The 17,679-nt window shown below is 71.5% G+C and carries 23 protein-coding genes; 14 read left to right on the forward strand and 9 right to left on the reverse strand.

Features of this window, described 5'->3' with window-relative positions:
• Positions 1-26 precede the first annotated feature (26 nt).
• Complete coding sequence (locus tag BK819_RS04350) at positions 27-1,529, forward strand: hypothetical protein (protein WP_071328010.1); 1,503 nt, start codon at positions 27-29, stop codon at positions 1,527-1,529.
• A 13-nt stretch (positions 1,530-1,542) separates the two neighbouring features.
• Here the strand turns inward: BK819_RS04350 and BK819_RS04355 are convergent, their stop codons facing one another.
• Complete coding sequence (locus tag BK819_RS04355; RefSeq protein WP_071328011.1) at positions 1,543-2,604, reverse strand: LacI family DNA-binding transcriptional regulator; 1,062 nt, start codon at positions 2,602-2,604, stop codon at positions 1,543-1,545.
• Between the two features lie 60 nt (positions 2,605-2,664).
• Between BK819_RS04355 and BK819_RS04360 the strand changes: the two genes are divergently transcribed.
• Both BK819_RS04360 and BK819_RS04365 read left to right on the forward strand, forming a co-directional pair.
• Complete coding sequence (locus BK819_RS04360) at positions 2,665-3,903, forward strand: MFS transporter (protein ID WP_071328012.1); 1,239 nt, start codon at positions 2,665-2,667, stop codon at positions 3,901-3,903.
• A gap of 414 nt (positions 3,904-4,317) precedes the next feature.
• Positions 4,318-4,677 (forward strand): hypothetical protein, encoded by a 360-nt coding sequence (locus BK819_RS04365; RefSeq protein ID WP_071328013.1) that lies wholly within the window; start codon positions 4,318-4,320, stop codon positions 4,675-4,677.
• Between the two features lie 15 nt (positions 4,678-4,692).
• On the opposite strand, the gene BK819_RS04370 is transcribed toward BK819_RS04365, so the two are convergent.
• Positions 4,693-5,337, reverse strand: a complete 645-nt coding sequence (locus tag BK819_RS04370; protein WP_071328014.1) for a response regulator transcription factor — start codon at positions 5,335-5,337, stop codon at positions 4,693-4,695.
• Positions 5,334-6,530 carry a sensor histidine kinase gene (locus BK819_RS04375; protein ID WP_071328015.1) on the reverse strand — a complete coding sequence of 399 codons (1,197 nt, stop codon included), beginning with the start codon at positions 6,528-6,530 and terminating at the stop codon, positions 5,334-5,336. The genes BK819_RS04370 and BK819_RS04375 overlap by 4 nt, the downstream gene beginning before the upstream one ends.
• Positions 6,531-6,645: 115 nt before the next feature.
• Here BK819_RS04375 and BK819_RS04380 point away from each other — a divergent pair, with 115 nt between their 5' ends.
• Together BK819_RS04380 and nucS are read left to right on the forward strand one after the other, a co-directional pair.
• Entirely contained in the window at positions 6,646-7,464 is an 819-nt protein-coding gene (locus BK819_RS04380) for a GAP family protein (RefSeq protein WP_071328016.1), read from the forward strand.
• A 35-nt stretch (positions 7,465-7,499) separates the two neighbouring features.
• Positions 7,500-8,195 (forward strand): endonuclease NucS, encoded by a 696-nt coding sequence (nucS, locus tag BK819_RS04385; protein ID WP_060923428.1) that lies wholly within the window; start codon positions 7,500-7,502, stop codon positions 8,193-8,195.
• Positions 8,196-8,197: 2 nt separating this feature from the next.
• On the opposite strand, the gene BK819_RS04390 is transcribed toward nucS, so the two are convergent.
• A complete protein-coding gene (locus tag BK819_RS04390; RefSeq protein ID WP_071328017.1) occupies positions 8,198-8,413 on the reverse strand; it encodes a hypothetical protein in 216 nt (71 codons plus the stop codon).
• 144 nt (positions 8,414-8,557) lie between these two features.
• On the opposite strand from BK819_RS04390, the gene BK819_RS04395 reads away from it, so the two are divergent.
• A complete protein-coding gene (locus BK819_RS04395) occupies positions 8,558-9,223 on the forward strand; it encodes an HAD hydrolase-like protein (protein ID WP_060923430.1) in 666 nt (221 codons plus the stop codon).
• 92 nt (positions 9,224-9,315) lie between these two features.
• Here the strand turns inward: BK819_RS04395 and BK819_RS04400 are convergent, their stop codons facing one another.
• The gene (locus BK819_RS04400; RefSeq protein WP_017203899.1) at positions 9,316-9,522 is read right to left on the reverse strand and encodes a cold-shock protein; all 207 of its coding nucleotides are present in this window, start codon (positions 9,520-9,522) and stop codon (positions 9,316-9,318) included.
• 481 nt (positions 9,523-10,003) lie between these two features.
• On the opposite strand from BK819_RS04400, the gene BK819_RS04405 reads away from it, so the two are divergent.
• Positions 10,004-10,825 carry a shikimate 5-dehydrogenase gene (locus tag BK819_RS04405; RefSeq protein ID WP_256209373.1) on the forward strand — a complete coding sequence of 274 codons (822 nt, stop codon included), beginning with the start codon at positions 10,004-10,006 and terminating at the stop codon, positions 10,823-10,825.
• 15 nt (positions 10,826-10,840) lie between these two features.
• Here BK819_RS04405 and BK819_RS04410 read toward each other — a convergent pair whose 3' ends face one another.
• Positions 10,841-11,278 (reverse strand): SRPBCC family protein, encoded by a 438-nt coding sequence (locus tag BK819_RS04410; RefSeq protein ID WP_071328018.1) that lies wholly within the window; start codon positions 11,276-11,278, stop codon positions 10,841-10,843.
• A gap of 149 nt (positions 11,279-11,427) precedes the next feature.
• Between BK819_RS04410 and BK819_RS04415 the strand changes: the two genes are divergently transcribed.
• From BK819_RS04415 to BK819_RS04425, 3 genes are all read left to right on the forward strand, one after another.
• Positions 11,428-12,756: a cytochrome P450 gene (locus BK819_RS04415; protein ID WP_083391652.1), complete on the forward strand. Its 1,329-nt coding sequence runs from the start codon at positions 11,428-11,430 to the stop codon at positions 12,754-12,756.
• A 163-nt stretch (positions 12,757-12,919) separates the two neighbouring features.
• A complete protein-coding gene (locus BK819_RS04420; RefSeq protein WP_071328019.1) occupies positions 12,920-13,165 on the forward strand; it encodes a hypothetical protein in 246 nt (81 codons plus the stop codon).
• Positions 13,162-14,142, forward strand: a complete 981-nt coding sequence (locus BK819_RS04425) for an SRPBCC family protein (protein ID WP_071328020.1) — start codon at positions 13,162-13,164, stop codon at positions 14,140-14,142. The genes BK819_RS04420 and BK819_RS04425 overlap by 4 nt, the downstream gene beginning before the upstream one ends.
• Positions 14,143-14,150: 8 nt before the next feature.
• Here the strand turns inward: BK819_RS04425 and BK819_RS04430 are convergent, their stop codons facing one another.
• Together BK819_RS04430 and BK819_RS16965 are read right to left on the reverse strand one after the other, a co-directional pair.
• Positions 14,151-14,465: a hypothetical protein gene (locus tag BK819_RS04430; RefSeq protein WP_071328021.1), complete on the reverse strand. Its 315-nt coding sequence runs from the start codon at positions 14,463-14,465 to the stop codon at positions 14,151-14,153.
• A 137-nt stretch (positions 14,466-14,602) separates the two neighbouring features.
• The gene (locus tag BK819_RS16965; protein WP_256209374.1) at positions 14,603-14,737 is read right to left on the reverse strand and encodes a hypothetical protein; all 135 of its coding nucleotides are present in this window, start codon (positions 14,735-14,737) and stop codon (positions 14,603-14,605) included.
• A gap of 355 nt (positions 14,738-15,092) precedes the next feature.
• On the opposite strand from BK819_RS16965, the gene BK819_RS04435 reads away from it, so the two are divergent.
• From BK819_RS04435 to BK819_RS04450, 4 genes are read left to right on the forward strand one after another with little or no spacing between them, the layout of a single operon-like run.
• On the forward strand, positions 15,093-15,359 hold the full coding sequence (locus BK819_RS04435) for a hypothetical protein (protein ID WP_071328022.1): 267 nt from the start codon (positions 15,093-15,095) through the stop codon (positions 15,357-15,359).
• Positions 15,356-15,670, forward strand: coding sequence for a hypothetical protein (locus BK819_RS04440; protein WP_071328023.1), 315 nt, complete (start codon positions 15,356-15,358; stop codon positions 15,668-15,670). Before BK819_RS04435 ends, BK819_RS04440 begins: the two co-directional genes overlap by 4 nt.
• A gap of 27 nt (positions 15,671-15,697) precedes the next feature.
• Positions 15,698-16,171, forward strand: coding sequence for a MarR family winged helix-turn-helix transcriptional regulator (locus BK819_RS04445; protein WP_062637668.1), 474 nt, complete (start codon positions 15,698-15,700; stop codon positions 16,169-16,171).
• Entirely contained in the window at positions 16,168-16,971 is an 804-nt protein-coding gene (locus BK819_RS04450; protein WP_071328024.1) for an SDR family oxidoreductase, read from the forward strand. Before BK819_RS04445 ends, BK819_RS04450 begins: the two co-directional genes overlap by 4 nt.
• Before the next feature lie 10 nt (positions 16,972-16,981).
• Here BK819_RS04450 and BK819_RS04455 read toward each other — a convergent pair whose 3' ends face one another.
• The gene (locus tag BK819_RS04455; RefSeq protein WP_071328025.1) at positions 16,982-17,587 is read right to left on the reverse strand and encodes a hypothetical protein; all 606 of its coding nucleotides are present in this window, start codon (positions 17,585-17,587) and stop codon (positions 16,982-16,984) included.
• Positions 17,588-17,679: the final 92 nt, after the last annotated feature.

Genomic DNA, 17,679 nt, shown 5'->3' on the forward strand with positions numbered 1-17,679 from the left:
TCGAGATCGCGTGCCAGAGTGGTCGCATGCGGCGGGTCTGGGGACGCGAACTGGCGGGCTGGGCGGCCGCGCTGGCCCTGGCGCTCGTCACCGTCGGACACCTCGCTTCCTCGCCGCGCTCGGTCCTGATGTTCGACGACGGGGACTCGCTGATCGTGGCCCTCGTCGGCCGATCGATCCTCGACGGGGGCGGAGGCGACTGGGCGCTGTCCAGCGTGCTCTTCCTCCCCGAGATCGCCGTCTTCACGGCTCTCGACGCGGTCGTGCCTCTCGACGTGAACGGCGTGCTCGCAGCCAACGCGGTGGTCAACGTCCTCGCGCTCTACGGGGCGATCCGCCTCGTCGCCGGGCGGCATGCCGTCGGCAGAGCCCCCGTCGCCTGGTCGGTCGCGGCCCTCGCGGCGTTCGCGATCCTCGTCCTCACCGAGTCCGGGCCGTCCCGCGACGCGCTCGAGCTCGCGTCGCTGATGCTGACGACCACGTACTATTCCGCGACCGTCGTGGCCGTGGTCCTCGCCATCGGCCTGTGTCGGCGGTTCCTCGATCGCCCCCGCGGAGGTGCGGCGCTGCCGGTGTCCCTGGGGATCGTCGCGGCGGTGGCGACCCTGAGCAACCCGCTGTTCGCCGCCTGGGCCACGGTGCCCCTCTCCCTCGTCCTGGGCGGGCTCTGTCTCACCACGCCCGCGGTCAGGCGGCGGGGTCTCGCGCTGATCGCTGCGCTGGTCGGGGGCAGCATCGTGGGCTTCCTCGGTCGCATTCCCTTCTCGGCATGGATCGCGAACTCCGGCGCCGGCTACATCCAGCCGGCGGAATGGATTCACTCCGCCGCGTACTACGGCGGCCTCACGATCGATCGGCTGTCGTCCCCCGGCGGGGTGCTCGGCACGGTGGCCGTGCTGGCGCTCACGGTCCTGGCAGTCGTGCGGACGACCCACGCGTCGGACACCGGTGACCGACTGGTGGCCACGGCCGCCTGGGCACTCCCGCTCGTCGTGCTCCTCGGCGGCATCGCGGCGGGAACCCACGCGGCGCGGTACCTGCAGCCGCTCGCCTTCGCCCCGGTCCTCGTCCTCCTCACCCTGCCGCGTGTCCGGATGCGGCGAGCCACGCTGGCGCAGGTCGTCTCCGCCGTCGTCGCCACCGCCCTCCTCATCGGCGGCGTCGCATCCGTACCCCGCATCGTGCAGGCGGCGAGCGCGCCCGACGCCGACCTCGCGTGCGTCACGGCCTGGGTGGACTCGTCAGGGCGCACCGGTGCCGGACAGTTCTGGACGGTCCGGCTCCCGAAGCTGCACGCGGCGGACCCTGCCCGGCTCGTGCAGGTCGATCATGAGCTCCGCGGCTACGCGTGGCTCGTCGATCGTCGCGACTTCGCGGTGGGCGAGGTGTCGTTCCTCATCGAGGACGCGCAGACGGTGGCCTGGAACGTGCCGACCACTGCGGCCCCGACAGCCGTCATCGCGTGCGGGCGGTATCGCATCCTCGACTACGCGCCGGCGGCGCTTCCTCTCGGCCCCGCCCGCTCCTGACCGGTGCTCGCCGTCAGCGCGACGGGGGCGGCGCGGTCGTCGTGCCGGCGCGGAACACGCAGTGCAGGTCCTGCGTGACGCCGGGCTCCCCGCGGAGCATCCTGGCGACCTGCTCCCCCGCAGCCCTCCCCTTCTCGACCGCCGGCTGCACGCTCGTGGTGAGGGTGAGCTCGCCGAGGCCGTCCAGGGGGATGCCGTCGAACCCGGCGACCGAGAGGTCTTCGGGAACCCGGAGCCCGAGTTCCTCCGCGGCGCGGATCACGCCCACCGCCAGCAGGTCGCTCTGCGCGAGCACCGCGGTCGGGCGGGTGTCCGGATCGGCGAGCAGCATCCGCCCGACGAGGATGCCCTCGTCGATCAGGCTGCCGGACGCCGAGATCGCCGGAGCATCGGGGAACACCTCCCGCATGCCGGCGAGCCGATCGACCGTCACATCGACGGTGGCGTTCGCCAGACGCTCCGGTGTGATGAGGGTGCGCTCGCGTTCGGCGTCCAGCGACAGTGTGACGAGGGCGACGTCCCGATGCCCGAGGTCGCGCACGTGCCGCGCGATGTCGGCGGAGGCCGCGACGTTGTCCAGGGTGATGCGCGGGACGTCGAGCCCCGCGTCCCCCTCGATGACGACGACGGGGAGACCGCGTCCGAGCACGATCTCCAGGGACGCGCGGGTGCGTCCGGAGCATCCGATCAGCACGACGGCGTCGACGGGGGCGCTCGCGATGGCCGAGCCGTCCTCGCCCGGCTCGTCGCGCATGAGGAGGATCCCGGCGCTGAGATCGGCGAGCCCGTCGGTGAGGCCGTCCATCATCGCGGTTGTCACCGGGTCGAGGAAGGCCGCGCGCAGATGCCCCTCCAGGACCACCGCCACGATGCCGCTCCGTCCGCGACGGAGGGAGGCGGCGCGCGGATCGGGCCCCGTGTAGCCGAGGTCGGTCGCGGCGGCGAGCACCCGGTCCCTGGTGGCGGGCGCGACCTTGGCCTTGCCGCTGAAGACGACGGACGCGGTCGAGGTGGAGACCCCCGCCTCGCGAGCCACATCGGCGATCGTGGGCCGGCGTGGCGTCTCCCTGGTCATACTCCGAGGATAGCCCGGTTCGGTCACGCAGGGTCGAATCGATTCGATAGGCTGTTCGCCATGGACACCGCCCTCACCCGCTCGCAGTTCGTGCGCTGGCGCACCGCGATCTTCGCCATCTTCCTCGCCAGCGGCCTCTCGATCGCGACCTGGGCCTCCCGCGTGCCGGGGATTAAGGAGGCACTCGACCTCGACAACGCGCAGGTCGGCCTGATCCTCCTGGGCATGGGCGTCGCGTCCATCCTCGGCATCTCGACCAGCCCCGCCGTCATGGCGCGGACCGGTGCGCGGCGCGGCATGCTCCTGGCGATGCTCACGTTCGCCTCGGGCATCGCGCTCGTCGGCCTCGGCGCGACCGTCTTCGGGTCGGTGCCCGTGGTCCTCATCGGCATGGTGCTCTTCGGCTTCGGCAACGGCTGCGTCGACGTCATGATGAACGTCGAGGCCACCGCCATCGAACAGCAGATGGGCCGCACGATCCTGCCGGTGTTCCACGCGTTCTTCAGCTTCGGCACCGTGCTCGGCGCCGGCATCGGCGCCCTCGCCGCGTCCCTCCAGGTCGACGTCGGCACGCACGCGGTGTCGATGGGCGTCCTCATCGCCGTGATCGCCGTCGTCTGCTTCTTCCAGGTGCCCGTGCGCGAGGCCGCGCTCGACCCCGAGGATCACGAGAAGCCCCCGTTCCGCCAGCGCATGCACACCGCGCTCGAGGCCTGGCGCGAGCCGCGCACGTACCTGCTGGGAACCGTCATGCTCGGCATGTCCTTCGCGGAGGGCGGCGCCAACGACTGGATCGCCCTGGGCACCGAGCAGGGACACGGCTTCGCGGAAGGCACAGGCGCCGTCGCCCTGGCGGTGTTCTCCGTCGGCATGACGGTGGTGCGCCTCTTCGGCGGACCGCTGGTCGATCGCTTCGGCCGGGTGCTGGTGCTGCGCATCCTGGCCGCGACCGCCGCCACCGGGATCCTGCTGTTCATCCTCGCGCCCACGCTGCCGCTGGTCCTCGTCGGCGCGGCGCTGTGGGGCATCGGTGCGTCGCTCGGCTTCCCCCTCGGCATGTCGGCCGCGGCGGACGACCCGGCCAAGGCCGCCGCACGGGTGAGCGCGGCGGCGACCATCGGCTACGTGGCATTCCTCGGCGGCCCGCCGGTGCTCGGGGTCATCAGCGAGCACATCGGACTGCTCAACACGCTCTTCATCCTCGTCGCGCTCGTGGTGCTCTCGGGTCTCTTCTCCGGCGCCGCCCGACCGCTGCGCGCCGAGGAGAAGGCTCCGGCGGTTCCTACCGTCGAGCGCTGACCCAGTCCTCGACCCCGCGGACGAGCGCGGCCGCGTGCGACCGGCTGCGCGTGCCGAGCGTGTCCGCGTTGGGGCCGGACTTCAGTTCTCTGGATGCTTCATATCGGTGACGAAGCGCGTCCTTTCAGGGGTTCAAGAGTCTGTCCCCCGAATGGTGGACAGACAGTGCCGTTGGCGGCTGCTTACCGTGGCTCCGCGTCAGCCTTCGGCATTGGCGCCAGAAACGAATGGGATGTTGCGAAGGAAGCTTGGGATCGTCGGCGCTGTCACGGCGGTTGCTGCGCTTACGGTGACGATGGTTTCACCGGCCAATGCGGCGGATGGCTCAGTCGACCACGCCGAAGTGGTGGCTGCGACGATCGAAGCCGCTGCGCCGACAACGGAGATGTCCAGCCCGGGAACGGAGAACCGCTGATGGTGAACGAACCGATCATCTACCTCCTCACCGTGCTTCTCGGAGCGAGCGTGGGTATCAGTTTCGCGTCGACCGCGGTCGGACCGTTTCGCTGGCTGGGTCGGGTGGCGGGGCTCCTGGTCCTGGGCGTTGTCGTCGTCGCTGGCCTCATCATCGGCGCGCAGGCTGTGTGGATCGGGCCCCTCTTCCTGCTCGCGCTGTTCGTTACGAACGTGATGGTAGGGGCTTCCCTACGCCGAGACGACCCCGTGTTCCTAGCCCAGTCGTACTGGCGGCGTGTCCTGCTTGTGAGCAGGGGCTACAAGAGCGCGCCGAGCGCCGCTGTAGGAGAACCGGACCGTTCCAACGCTCAGATCTAAGCGGCCAGCGCTGACTCAGTCCTCGACCCCGCGGACGAGCGCGGCCGCGTGCGACCGGCTGCGCGCGCCGAGCTTGGTGAGGACGTTCGAGACGTGCGTCTTCACCGTCGGGACGGAGATCCGCAGGCGCGCGGCGAGCTGGGCGTTCGACCACCCCTGCAGGATCCCGTCGAGGACGTCGCGCTCCCGGGGCGTCAGCTCCGGCAGCGCGAACGTCGTCATCGGCGCCGGCTCCGGGGTGGACGCCGCCACCGCGGCGAGCGCGCGGCGGGTGACCCGCGGATCCAGCGCTCCCTCTCCGGCGGCGACAGCACGCACCGCCTGGACGAGAGTCGGCGCGTCGACCGTCTTCAGGAGGAATCCGACCGCTCCCGCCCGGATCGCCGCGAGCACGAGCTCGTCCTCGTCGAAGCTCGTCAGGACAAGCACATCCCCCAGTCCGCGCTCGACGATCTCGCGGGTGGCCGAGACCCCGTCGCGTCCCGGCATGCGCAGATCCATGAGGACGACATCCGGCCGGAGCGCTGCGGCGTTGCGCACGGCCACCTCGCCGTCGGCGGCCTCCCCGACGACCGTGATGTCGTGCGTGTCCAGCATGATGCGCAGGCCGGCGCGGATCGCGCCGTGGTCGTCGGCGAGCAGCACGGTCGGTGCGGTCATGCCCGGCCCCCCACCGGCAGTCGCGCCTCGACCAGCCAGCCGTCGACCTCCGGACCGGCCCGGAACGTCCCGCCCAGCGCGGTGATGCGCTCGCGCAGCATCTGCAGCCCCCACCCCTCGCCGCCTTGCCCGGCGGTGACGGTCGCCGCGCCGCCCCGCGACCGCACCGTAACGTGCGCCTGACCGTCGACAGGGCCGATGGCCACGTCGACCACGGCGCCGTTCGCATGGCGGACGCAGTTCCCCAACGCTTCACGCACCACCCGCACAACCGCCTGCTCTCCGCCGCCGCCGAGCGCACCCGGATCCTCGACGGCGAGGCGCACGTCCAAGCCCGAGCGTCGGGCCTCCGCGGCGAGGCCCTCGAGGTCGGCCCATCCCGGGGTCGGCGCGAGCGCCCCGTCGCCGCGGCGCAGCACCCCGATCATGGTGCGCAGGGCTCCGTGCGCGTCCAGCCCGGCATCGCGCACGGCCTGCAGCGCGGCGCGATCGTCCGACCGTGCCGCGGGCGCGGCGAGCGCCGCCTCCGCCCGGATGGCCATGGCCATCACGTGCCCCGCCACCACATCGTGGAGTTCGCGCGCCATCGCCTCGCGCTCGCGCTGCACGGCCTGCGCCCGATCTCGGGCGGCGGTCGCTGCGGCGTCCTCCGCCCGCTGACGGTGCAGGTCGGCCAGCTCGTGCGCCTGCGACACCGCGACCGCCCACCAGTAGTCCGTACCGAAGATCGCGCCGAACTGCACCGCGAACAGCACCGCGACCGCGGGCGTCGCCGCCGAGAAGAGCAGGGCGGCGAGGAAGAGGACGACGGTCGCCGCGCCCAGGAGCACGAGCAGCACGCGGCGCCCGCGTGGGCCGGCGAGGAAGGCCGCCGTCCACAGCACGTCCAGCAGCACCACGAGCGTCCCGACGCCGCCGACCGTGAGCAGGTCCGCGACGAAGAGCACGGCGACGAGGGCGAGCACGGTCCACGGACGACGGCGCTTGCCGAGGGCCAGAGCGCAGGCCGGGATCGCGAGGACCAGCGCCCACCACGGCGAGACGTCTTCCGACAGCAGGGAGAAGGGCCCCCAGAGGCCGTGGAACCCGAGAGCGGCCATGACCGTCGCGAGGGCGGCCATGGCCAACGGGTCCACCCACCACCGATGCCGCCGGTACCAGGCGGCGGGCCCTCCGTCGGCGGGATCGTGCATGCCCTCATGCAACCACGGCCCGGACGGTGTCGCATCCGACCAAAGGATGAGGGCATCCGGACGACCCCGACTTTCGCCCGATCCGCGCTCGGCGTGCCGCGGGGATCGTGGACGCATGGAACTCTTCGGCGGGCTGCCGCTGCCCCTCTCCCTCGCCGTGCTCGCGCTCATCGACGGTCTGAGCGTCGGGACGCTGCTCATCCCGGTCTTCCTCCTCCTGCACCCCGGACGCGTGCGCGCCGGGCGGATCCTCCTCTACCTCGCGACGATCGCGGTGTTCTATCTCGTGGTCGGCCTCCTCTTCCTCTGGGGCCTGGTGAACCTCGTCGACGTCGCCTCCGACTTCCTGAGCTCTCCCGCGGGCATGATCACCCGCCTCGTCGTCGGCGCCGCGCTGCTCGTCACCGCCTTCGTGATGCCGACGAAGCCTGCGGAACCGGCGCCGGTCGGAGCGCCCGCGGCCACTGTGGCGACCGTCCACGGCGTGCCGGGCAGCGAACCGCCCATTCCCTCGACCGCCACCGCGACGAACGCACCGCGTCCCGGTCGGATCACTCGATGGCGGGAACGTCTGCTCGACCCGCAGACCCGGGGGTTCGCGGTCATGGCCGTCGCCATCGCCGCCGGACTCGTGGAGGTCGCGACGATGCTCCCTTACATCGTCGCGATGACGATGCTCGCGGACGCCGGCGTCGACACGCCGCTCCGGGTGCTCTCCCTCGCGGGATACTGCGCGCTGATGATCCTCCCGGCGCTCGTGCTCCTCGTGCTCCGGCTCGTGGCGGCCCCGCTCGTGCAGCGTCCGCTGGAGCGCTTCGCCGCCTGGATGGAGCGGACGGGCGCGGAGAACACGGCGTGGATCATCGGCATCATCGGCTTCCTCATCGCCCGCTCCGCCGCGACCGAGCTCGGACTCTTCGACGCGTTCCTCTGACCGCGTGACCGGCGACGACGAAGTAGGCTCGTCGGGTGCGTCTCGTCATCGCCCGCTGCTCGGTCGACTACACCGGTCGGCTCAATGCCCACCTTCCGCTCGCCACCCGCCTGCTCGTGCACAAGGGTGACGGGAGTCTGCTCGTGCACTCCGACGGCGGCAGCTACAAGCCGCTGAACTGGATGAGCCCGCCGTGCGTGCTCGCGACCGAGGAACCGGGCGAGGAGGAGGCCGGCGCCGGCGTGGTCGAGGTGTGGCGCGTGACCCACAAGAAGACCGGCGATGCCCTCCGTGTGCAGATCTACGAGGTCATCCACGACTCCAGCCACGAGCTCGGGATCGACCCCGGCCTGCAGAAGGACGGTGTCGAGGCCGACCTGCAGCGCCTGCTCGCGGAGCAGGTGGACCGCGTCGCCGAGGGCGCCACCCTGGTCCGTCGCGAGTACCCCACGGCCATCGGCCCGGTCGACCTGCTGGTGCGCGACGCCGACGGCGTGGCGATCGCGGTCGAGGTCAAGCGGCGCGGCGACATCGACGGCGTCGAGCAGCTCACCCGCTACCTCGAGCTCCTGGGACGCGACCCCCACCTCGCCCCGGTGCAGGGCGTGTTCGCCGCCCAGGAGATCAAGCCGCAGGCCCGCGTCCTCGCCGAGGATCGCGGCATCCGCTGCCTCGTGCTCGACTACGACGACATGAAGGGCATCGAGTCGGGCATCCCCCGCCTCTTCTGACCTCAGCGCGTCGAGACCAGGCGGCGCTGCGGCCCCTCCAGCCGCGCGATCGCGATCTTCACCTCGGTGAGCTCGTGCTCGATCCGGTCGAACTGCGCGTCCACCGCGGCGAACCGCGTGTCCATCCGACCGATCATCCAGCCGAATCCGCTGATGATCGCGACGAGAGTCGTCGCGGCCGTCGCCAGCATCGTGATGACTTCCACCGACACGTACATGCCCCCATTCTCACCCGTGATCCCGCCGCTGTCACGACTCTAGATCGGCGTGAAGGGCCTTCCCGCGTTCGGTGGACGAACTCGTTTCGTGCACACCTGTGCAGGACGGGCGGGCACCCGTTCGCGGGACCCTAGGCTGGAGGCATGCCCTCTTCGCCTTACTCGTGTGTGCTCTGGGACGTCGACGGGACCATCGTCGACGCCTCGGTCGGAATCCTGCGTCGCCTCAACATCGCCCTGACGCACTTCGGCCACCCGGCGCCGACGCGCGAGGAGCTCGTGCACTGGATCGGCCCTCCCATGTTCCAGTCCTTCCAGGACCAGGCCGGGATGACGCCGGAGCAGTCGGCCGAGGCGGTGGCGTTCTACCGCACCCTCGGCAAGGCCGACGGGTACACGACCGACGTGCAGACCTACCCCGGGGTCGCCGAGCTGATCCATGACCTTCACGCGGCGGGCGTCCCCCAGGCGACGGCGAGCTCGAAGCCGGAGAATCAGGTCGACGCCCTGGTGGATCACTTCGGACTCCGGCCGTCGTTCCTCACGACCGTTGGTGCCACGCCGGACGAGGCCACGCTCGCGTCCAAGACCGACATCGTGGCCGAGGCGCTGCGACGGCTGCGCGCGCTCGGTGCCGACACCTCCCGCCCGGTCCTCGTGGGCGACCGGCACCACGACGTCGAGGGCGGTCTCGCCAACGGCGTACCCGTGATCTTCGTCGGCTGGGGCTTCAGCGACCCGCACGAGGGTGACGACGCGGCGTTCCGCGTCACGACGGTGGACGAGCTGCGCGCACTCCTGCTTCCCTGACCGGCTCCAGGGCCGTCAGGGAAGACGAAACTCCCCGCCGGGTCAGCGCCTGCGCGTGGATCCGACGGGGAGTTCCCGGTGTTGCTTCCGCCTCAGACGGGGCGGATGTTCTCTGCCTGCAGGCCCTTGGGGCCCTGCGCCACATCGAACTCGACCCGCTGGTTCTCTTCGAGAGAGCGGTAGCCGGATGACTGGATGGCGGAGTAGTGCGCGAAGACGTCAGCGCCTCCGTCGTCGGGGGAGATGAAGCCGAAGCCCTTCTCCGAGTTGAACCACTTGACCGTGCCCTGGGTGCTCATGTACTGCCTGTTCTGCTGATGTAGAAGCCGACGCAGGGGTGCACCGACATCGCTAACGCTAGTGGAGGGGACCCCCGGCGGAATAGCCGTTGCGAGAAGGTAATCCAAATGTTGCATGAGCGGATGCGCCCGGAAAATGGTGTGGCCCTCACCGCGGGGGGAGCGATGAGGGCCGAAGACGACCGGAGGGTGCGTCAGAAACAGCCTAACCCCTCCGGGACCTTCTTGTCCCCCTTTTGGGGGACAAATCTGAAAAAACTTCGTAGCGAGTAGCCGGAGAGCGGCCCTCTCGAGGAGTCCATTGGGGACTGAACTACTCGAGAGGGCCCAATCGCATGCACGGATCGTCCGGCCCGTGGGGAGGGCCTCCGCCTCCTGGGGAGAGGCGTAGACGATCGATCCCCTTGCATGCACTTTCACCATAGGGGAGGACATGATCTGCCGCCATGGACCTTGACAGATGCGGCGGTAGCCTGATTCGGTGACCCTGCTGAACAAGGACATGACGCTCTGCATCTCGCTGTCCGCACGACCGAGCAACAACGGCACGCGCTTCCACAACCACCTGTACGAGGCCCTCGGTCTGAACTGGATCTACAAGGCCTTCGCCCCGACCGACCTCACCCAGGCCATCGCGGGAGTACGCGGCCTCGGCATCCGCGGGTGTGCGATCTCGATGCCCTATAAAGAGGACGTCATCGCTCTCGTCGACCGCATGGACCCCTCGGCGCAGGCCATCGACTCCGTGAACACGATCGTGAACGACGACGGCGTGCTCACGGCCCACAACACCGACTATGCGGCGATCGCGCAGCTGATCGCGGAGAACGACCTGGACCCCGCGTCCTCCGTCCTCCTCCGGGGTTCGGGCGGCATGGCGAAGGCCACGGCAGCCGCGTTCCGCGACGCCGGCTTCACGGACGTGACGATCGTCGCCCGGAACGAGACGGCCGGCCGCGCCCTCGCCGAGCTGTACGGGTTCGCCTGGCGCGCGGATGCCGGAGACGCGACGGCCGACGTGATCGTGAACGTCACCCCCATCGGCATGGCCGGGGGTGCGGAGGCCGACGCGCTCGCCTTCCCGGAGCCGACCATCGCCGCCGCCGCCGTCGTGTTCGACGTCGTCGCCCTGCCCGCCGAGACACCGCTCATCGCCGCCGGTCGAGCCGCGGGCAAGACCGTGATCACGGGCGCCGAGGTCGCGACGCGGCAGGCGCTGGAGCAGTTCGTCCTCTACACCGGCATCCGTCCGTCCGCGGAGCAGGTGCGCGCCGCCGAGGAGTTCATGCGCGCCGGAGCGTGACGCGCTGAACGCGTGTCAGGACGCGCGGCCCTCGGCGAGGTAGCCGAGCCGGTGCAGCGTCTCCGCGTTCCGCCAGCGGAGCATCGGCGTGGTCAGGAACCGGGGCAGGACCGTCGCCGGGCCCTTGACCGGCTCCTCATCAATGCGCACCTGGCACCCCGTCGGGGTCGTGCGCGCACGGATCGTCACCTGCGCCTCGCCCACCGGCCAGCCGCGCGCCCGCATCACCGCGCGGTGCGGCGGGTGCCACTCCACCAGCTCGGTCGTGTCGTCCAGGAGTGCGGGCCAGGTACCGACCGAATGGTGCAGCTGGGCGCCCGCCGCCGGCCAGGAGTCGTCGACATCGCGCATGCGAGAGGCGCCGACCACCCACGCGGGGTACAGCCAGCCGTTCGCCAGCACGTGGAACACGTCATGGGTGCTGCACGTCAGGTCGCGGGTGTTGGTGGCCATGGTTCCTCCGTTCCGGTCCCATCCTGCGCGATCCGCACGACGGTCGGACAGGTGCTTGACATCGGCCTGCCCGACCGCCCGGCTAGCACAAACGCCTCGAGGACGCCGCCCCCTTGGGGCCCGTCGAGCTCCCGTGACAGGGTCGGACCATGCTTCAGCGACTGACTTCCCGACTGTCCGGCGGTGTCGACGCGATCCTGCACGAGGACTCGCCGTCACTGCTCACCCGGGGCTATGACTTCGGCGAGCGCATCTGGCGCCGAGCCCGCCCCGGCGCCCGGTCGGCTCCGATGCGCCTCCTCGGGCACCCGGCCGCGTTCGTCCGCGGCGCCGAGGGCGTCGAGCTGTTCTACGACGAGAGCCGCATCGCCCGTGCCGGTGCCATGCCGGGGATCATCCGCGAACCGCTGTTCGGGCACGGGTCGGTGCACGCGCTCGACGGCACCGCTCACCGCCACCGCAAGGCGACCTTCGTCGAGGCGGCGTACGAGGATGCGCAGGTCGAGCGGCTCACGCCGTTCCTCGAACGGGAATGGGCGGCCGAGCGCGAGGACTGGCGCGCCGGCGGCACCCGCAGCGCCTATGACGCGGCCGTCGGCGCGTTCGGGCGCGCGATGATGCGCTGGGCCGGGCTCCCGGGCACGCCGGCGGCGCAGACCAGCTGGGCCGCGCGCCTCGCGCAGATCGTCGACGGCTTCGGCGCCCCCTACTCCCCCGCCTACGTCGAGGCCTTCGCGAACCGGGTCTTCTCGGACCGGCATGCGCGTCGGCTCATCGAAGCGGTCCGCGAGGGCCGGCTCCCGTCCGCCGAGGGCACGGCGCTCGCGCTGTGGGCCGCGCATCGCGACGAGCACGGCGAGCTGCTGCCTGCCCGGGTCGCCGGGGTCGAGCTGCAGAACAGCATCCGTCCGATGATCGCCGCCGCACGTTTCGTAGCCTTCGCCGCGAAGCAGCTGCACGACCATCCCGAGTGGCGTACCCGGATCGCCGCCGAGACCGCCGAGCGGGGATCGCTCGTGGGGGGAACGCTCGCGACGATGTTCGCGCAGGAGGTGCGGCGGACCGGACTGTTCGTGCCCATGCTGCCTGGTCGCACCATCGCCGAGGTCGAGATCGACGGCGTCACGGTCCCGGTGGGCGGCCGGGTCGTCCTCGACATCCTCGGCACGAACACCGACGAGCGGTCGTGGTCCCACCCGGAGCGCTTCGCCCCCGAGCGGTTCACCGATGTGGAGGACTACGAGGAGATCACGACCTTCGTCCCCCAGGGTGGGGGCGACGTCGCCACCGGTCACCGCTGCCCCGGGGAGAAGCTCGTCATCGCGGGACTCTCCGCCGCTGTCGCCGTCCTGAGCGACCCGGAACTGGCTGTGCTCGACGAGGGGCTCAACGTGAATCGCCGCCGCCTCCCCACCAAGCCCGCGTCCGGAGGACGGGTGCGCAGTGCCGGATCCGGGCGCGGCTGCCCCTTCCACTGAGCCACCGGATCTCACCCACCGGAGCTGTACCGGACGTTTCAGGAGATGAAGGACGGCTGCATCAAGGCCGTACTGCACCCCTCCGCCGCCTGACGGGTCGGTCGAGGGGCTCTTCGAGCAACCCTGGTTGACAATCCGCGCGTCAGCAACCTAGGTTGACAGTATGGAGTCCCTCGACATCGCCCGCGCTGCGGCGGACACGACCGACCCGCGCGCCGGCCTGCGCGCCGTCGCCTCCCTCCGGACCCTCGCCGACGCGCTCGAGCTGCGTCAGGTGGAGGCCGCGCTCCGCGCCGGAATGAGTTGGCAGACCATCGCAGACGCTCTCGGCGTGACGCGACAGGCCGTGCACAAGAAGCACAGCCGCCGCATCGATCCGACCATCCCCGTGCCGCGGAGGAACGCATGAGTCGCTTCACGCAGGCCGCCGCCACCATGCACACGCTGTCGCTCGCGGCGATGGAGGAGGCGTCGCGCTTCGGCGTGCATGACGCGGACATCGACCACCTGCTGCTCGCGCTCACGATCGACGCCGACACCGGCGGGCAGGTGCTCCGGCGGGCCGGGATCCGCCTCGATGCCACCCGGGCCGCTGTCGCGGCGCAGCACGCAGGGCAGCTCCTGGCCATGGGGATCGATGCCCCGGCGGTGGGCCCTGGCCGCATCGTGTTCCATGAGACCGACGGCTACGACTGGACCGAGCGTGCCCTCGCGGTACTCCGAGCCGCGTCCCAGGGAGGTCGGCGAGGGGACTCCGCCGCCGTGCTTCGGGCCCTGCTCGCAGAACCCAGCGGCCTGATCGCCGCCATCCTCGCTCGTCTCGCCGTGACGGAAGACGACCTCACGGCGCAGCTCGACGAGGTCGAAGGCACCGCGCGCTCCCCCCAACCGGGCGAAGAGCGGGCGGCCGGGGGGATCACCGGGTCCCGCTCGATGTTCGTGCCGGCCGCGGAAACCGAGGTTCGGGCGGTGCTCGCCGATCCTGAACGGCTCCCGGAATGGGAGCAGAGCGTCGCGACCGTCCTCCCCGCCGGGGACGACGGCCCCTGGGAGGCGTTCGCCCCGACGACGACCCCGGACGGACGACCCCTGCATCGCAAGCCGGAGTTCCATCGCCTTCACGTAACGCAGGAGAAGGAGCGGTCCGGGGCGGTGACCTGGCGCTTCGAGTACCCCGACGCGCCCCAGGCGAATCCGCGCGTCCTCACGATGGCACTCGAACCGGCCGCCGGCGGGACGCAGCTCCGCGCGACGATGACGTGGGAGACCAGGCCCCGCGGTCCGGTGCGGCGGGCACTGCGGGCACCGCTGCTTCCACTGTGGCGCGGCCTCGTCTTCATCCAGCTCGCGCAGGTCGAGAGCGGGATCAGCCGCATCTTCCGGTGAGTGGCGGCTCAGTCGCCTGCGTGCCGCGGACCGACGCCCGGCTCCTTGCTGTGGGTCGACTCGTAGGCGGGTTCGGGGGGGTTCTTCGACGCCGGGTCGACGCGGGCCGCGTTTCCGGCTCCGGCGTCCGCACCGGCGCCACCGGCGGGCACGTCCTGAAGGGCATCGGGGTCGTCGCCGCCCCGTTCGGCGAGGTGCGCCGCGACGCCCTCGCGAGACGGTTCCTCCTCGGACTCGGCGGCGGCGTCCTCCTCCGCGAGCCGCAGAGCCTCCTCCGACAGCAGGGGCTCATCCGGGTACATGAAGGCTTCCGGGTTCGACATCACGCGCTCCTCTCGTGGCGGAGACTCCAGAGTGCGCCGGATCCGCGCTCAGGACAAGGCCCGTTGACAGCTCGCCGTCGCCCCGGTATCCCCGGTGGGCGCAGCGGAGGACCGCCACCCCCACCGGGCCGGAGCCCTCAGCTCTTCGCGCCCTTGCGAGGCTTGAGGAACTCGTCGGGTGCGTTCTTCGCGCGCTTCGCCGCCCGCTTCTCCTTGAGCGAGAGCTGCGGCTCCTTCTTCCCTGCGCGACCCGGTGTGGACTTTCCTGACATGGCGCTTCCCCTTTGTGACTGGCTGGCGTAACCCCCGACCATACTCGGAAGCACAGGGAAGTCAAATTTCCCGCTGAACGGGAGAAAAACGGTCGCGGGAATCGCTCGGAACCCCACGCGTCGGGGTGGACACTCCCGCACTTCTTTTGAATGACTCAAAATAACGTGATACCGTCGGAGGACAGCAACCGGCCAGGCCGACCGCTCCGCACACCCGTCACCGGGCCGCCCGCGGGGCGCGCCGCCGCACCACGCGCACCGACCCCGGGAGACCACCCCGCCGTCCGGCGTGCGCCTCGCGAGGGACCCCGTCCCTCGGCGCGAGCCTGCCCACCCGCCCCGAGAGAGGAACACCATGCCAGAGACACGACCCACCGACCAGCGGAGGACGGGGTTCACCTCGATGCCGCACGCTCTCGGCCGCGGCGGCCGCGAGGACATCGTCTGGGAGGCGCTCGAGCGGGTGGACGGCAAGCCGGCGCCCGCGATCGGCGTCATGCAGGCGGCGATGGGCACGGAGGCCCAGATCCGCCTGACCGCGGACGTGATCCGCGCCTACCTCGATGCGCACGGCCTTCGAGACACCCGGGAGTGGGCTGCGCGCCAGGGCGGTGCCGCATGAGGCGCCGGCTCCGCACGGAGACCCAGGAACACGCCGACGCCGTGCTGCGGCTGCAGCCCGCGGAGCTTCACGACACGGCGCCGTTCGCCCCCGGTGACGACCGCTTCGTCGCCGAGCTCGCCTCCCCCGGCCTGGGCGCGTGCTCATTCGTGCTCGGCCCGCAGGGGACACCTCCGCCCGCGTGGATCGTGCTCGACTACGCCGACGGGCAGCAGCGCCGGTGGCGGCGCGCCCGGCGCGCGGGCGGTCGGCACTTCTTCACGCTCGCGGAGGACACGGCCAGCGCGGGATACATCACGACTGTTGCCTGAGGCAACTTTGAGGCGTACCCTGGACACATGACCACCGGCGAAGACGTCGCCGGCATCCACCTGGCCCTCGTCCGCGTGGTGTCGGAATGGAGTGAGAGCGACCTGCAACGCCAGGTCGCTGAAGCCGTCGACGTCGCCCTCGACCCGTCCGCCATCCGCGCGCTCTACCTGCTCGGGATGAACGGGGGCGCGATGGGCTTCGGCGACCTGGCCGCGCATGCGACGCTGTCGCGGCCGACCACGTCGAAGCTCGTCGCCCGCATGGCGACGCAGGGCGTCGTCGACCCCGTGCGCTCGGGTCGCACCGTCGAGGTTCGACTGACGGACGCGGGCCGGACGGCCTATGCGCGCCTAGTCGAGGCCGGCCATCGCATGGTCGACGATGCGCTCGCGGGCTGGTCACCGGACGAGATCGACGGATTCCGCCGCCAGCTCGGCCGCTTCGTCACCGCACTGTCCGGCACGCCGCCGGTCGTGTCCATCAAGGAGGAAACCTCATGACCCGCACCTATGTCGTCACCGGATCCGCATCCGGCATCGGCGCCGCCACCACCGAGCTGCTCCGCTCGCACGGCCACACCGTCATCGGCGTCGACCTCGCCGGGGTCGAGGTCGACGGCGATCTGTCCACCCACGAGGGGCGTCTGGCTGCGGCGAGCGCCGTGGTCGAGGCGGCAGACGACGGGATCGACGCCGTCATCGCCTGCGCGGGCATCTCGGCTCCGATCTCGAAGACGATGTCCATCAACTTCTTCGGCGTGACCGAGTTCCTGACCGCGCTCCAGCCCACGCTGAGCCTGGCCGACGCACCGCGCGCCGCCGTGGTGTCGTCGATGGCCTCGCTGCAGCCGGTGTCGCCCGAGCTCGTCGACGCCGCCCTCGCCGGCGACGAGGCGCGCGCGATCGAGATCGGCGACCGCCTGGCCGCAACCCCCGAGGCCGGGTTCCTCAACTACTCGTCCAGCAAGCGCGCCCTGTCGCGCTGGGTCCGTCGTGAGAGCGTCACCCCGGCGTGGGCGGGCGCGGGCATCCCGCTGAACGCCGTCGCCCCCGGCACCGTCACCACGGCGATGACGGCCGGCCTGCTCGACTCGCCCGAGGGCCTGGCCATGGTGGACGCCGCTGTGCCGATGCCGCTGAACTACCACCAGCCGGCGTCCTCCATCGCCGAGCTGCTCGTCTGGCTGACGAGCCCGGCCAACACCCACATGGCGGGGCAGACGATCTACTGCGACGGCGGGGCAGACGCCGTGCTGCGGGGCGACGACATCTGGTCCTGGAACGACGCACCGCAGAGCTGAGTCCTCCCGGTCAGCCTCGCGGACGCCCCGGCGGCGTGCCGCGGAGGAGCGCATACGCGCCGAGGGTGGGCGCCCGCACCGTGCCGTCCTGCCGGAGCGGGTGCTCCTCCCCCTCGGGCACCGCGAGCAGCACGACGTAGCCGAGCTCCTGCGCGGCGGTCCCCCACCCGCGGGGTACGGCGTTCTCCCGCGCCGCCTCGGTGTGCGCGCCCCGCACCCCCGCGAGGTCGCGCACCCGCAGGCGGTCGTCGCCGTCGAACTCCACCGCCACCCGCCCGAGCGGCGTCAGCGGACCGTTCACCGGAGGCTCCAGCACCCGCCATCCGCCGGCCCGCAGTCGGCCGGCATCCCCTCCACCGGACGGCAGCCGCAGCAGCAGACCCGGGGCGGAGCGGTCTCCGTGGGCGAGGAGGACGAACAGGAAGGTCGGCTCCCCCTCCTTCGCCCGCTGCGCCCGAGAGGAACGGCGGACGAGGGCGATCCCGCCGACCACGGCGAGCGCACCTCCGGCCGCGGGAACACCGGCGAGGAGGAATGCGACCACCACGACCGCGAGGCCGGTGGCGACGCCGACGCCGCGGAGCGCCCGGGGGTCAGCGGCCGTGATCCGACCCATGCGTCCGCCCGTCCCCCTCGATCTCGCCGCCCGGCTCGGAGGCCGGCGATCCGTGCCCGGCATCCACCCGCTCGATCTCGGCCTGCGTGAGC

This window comes from Microbacterium sp. LCT-H2, from assembly GCF_001866135.1.
Taxonomy (GTDB): Bacteria; Actinomycetota; Actinomycetes; order Actinomycetales; family Microbacteriaceae; genus Microbacterium.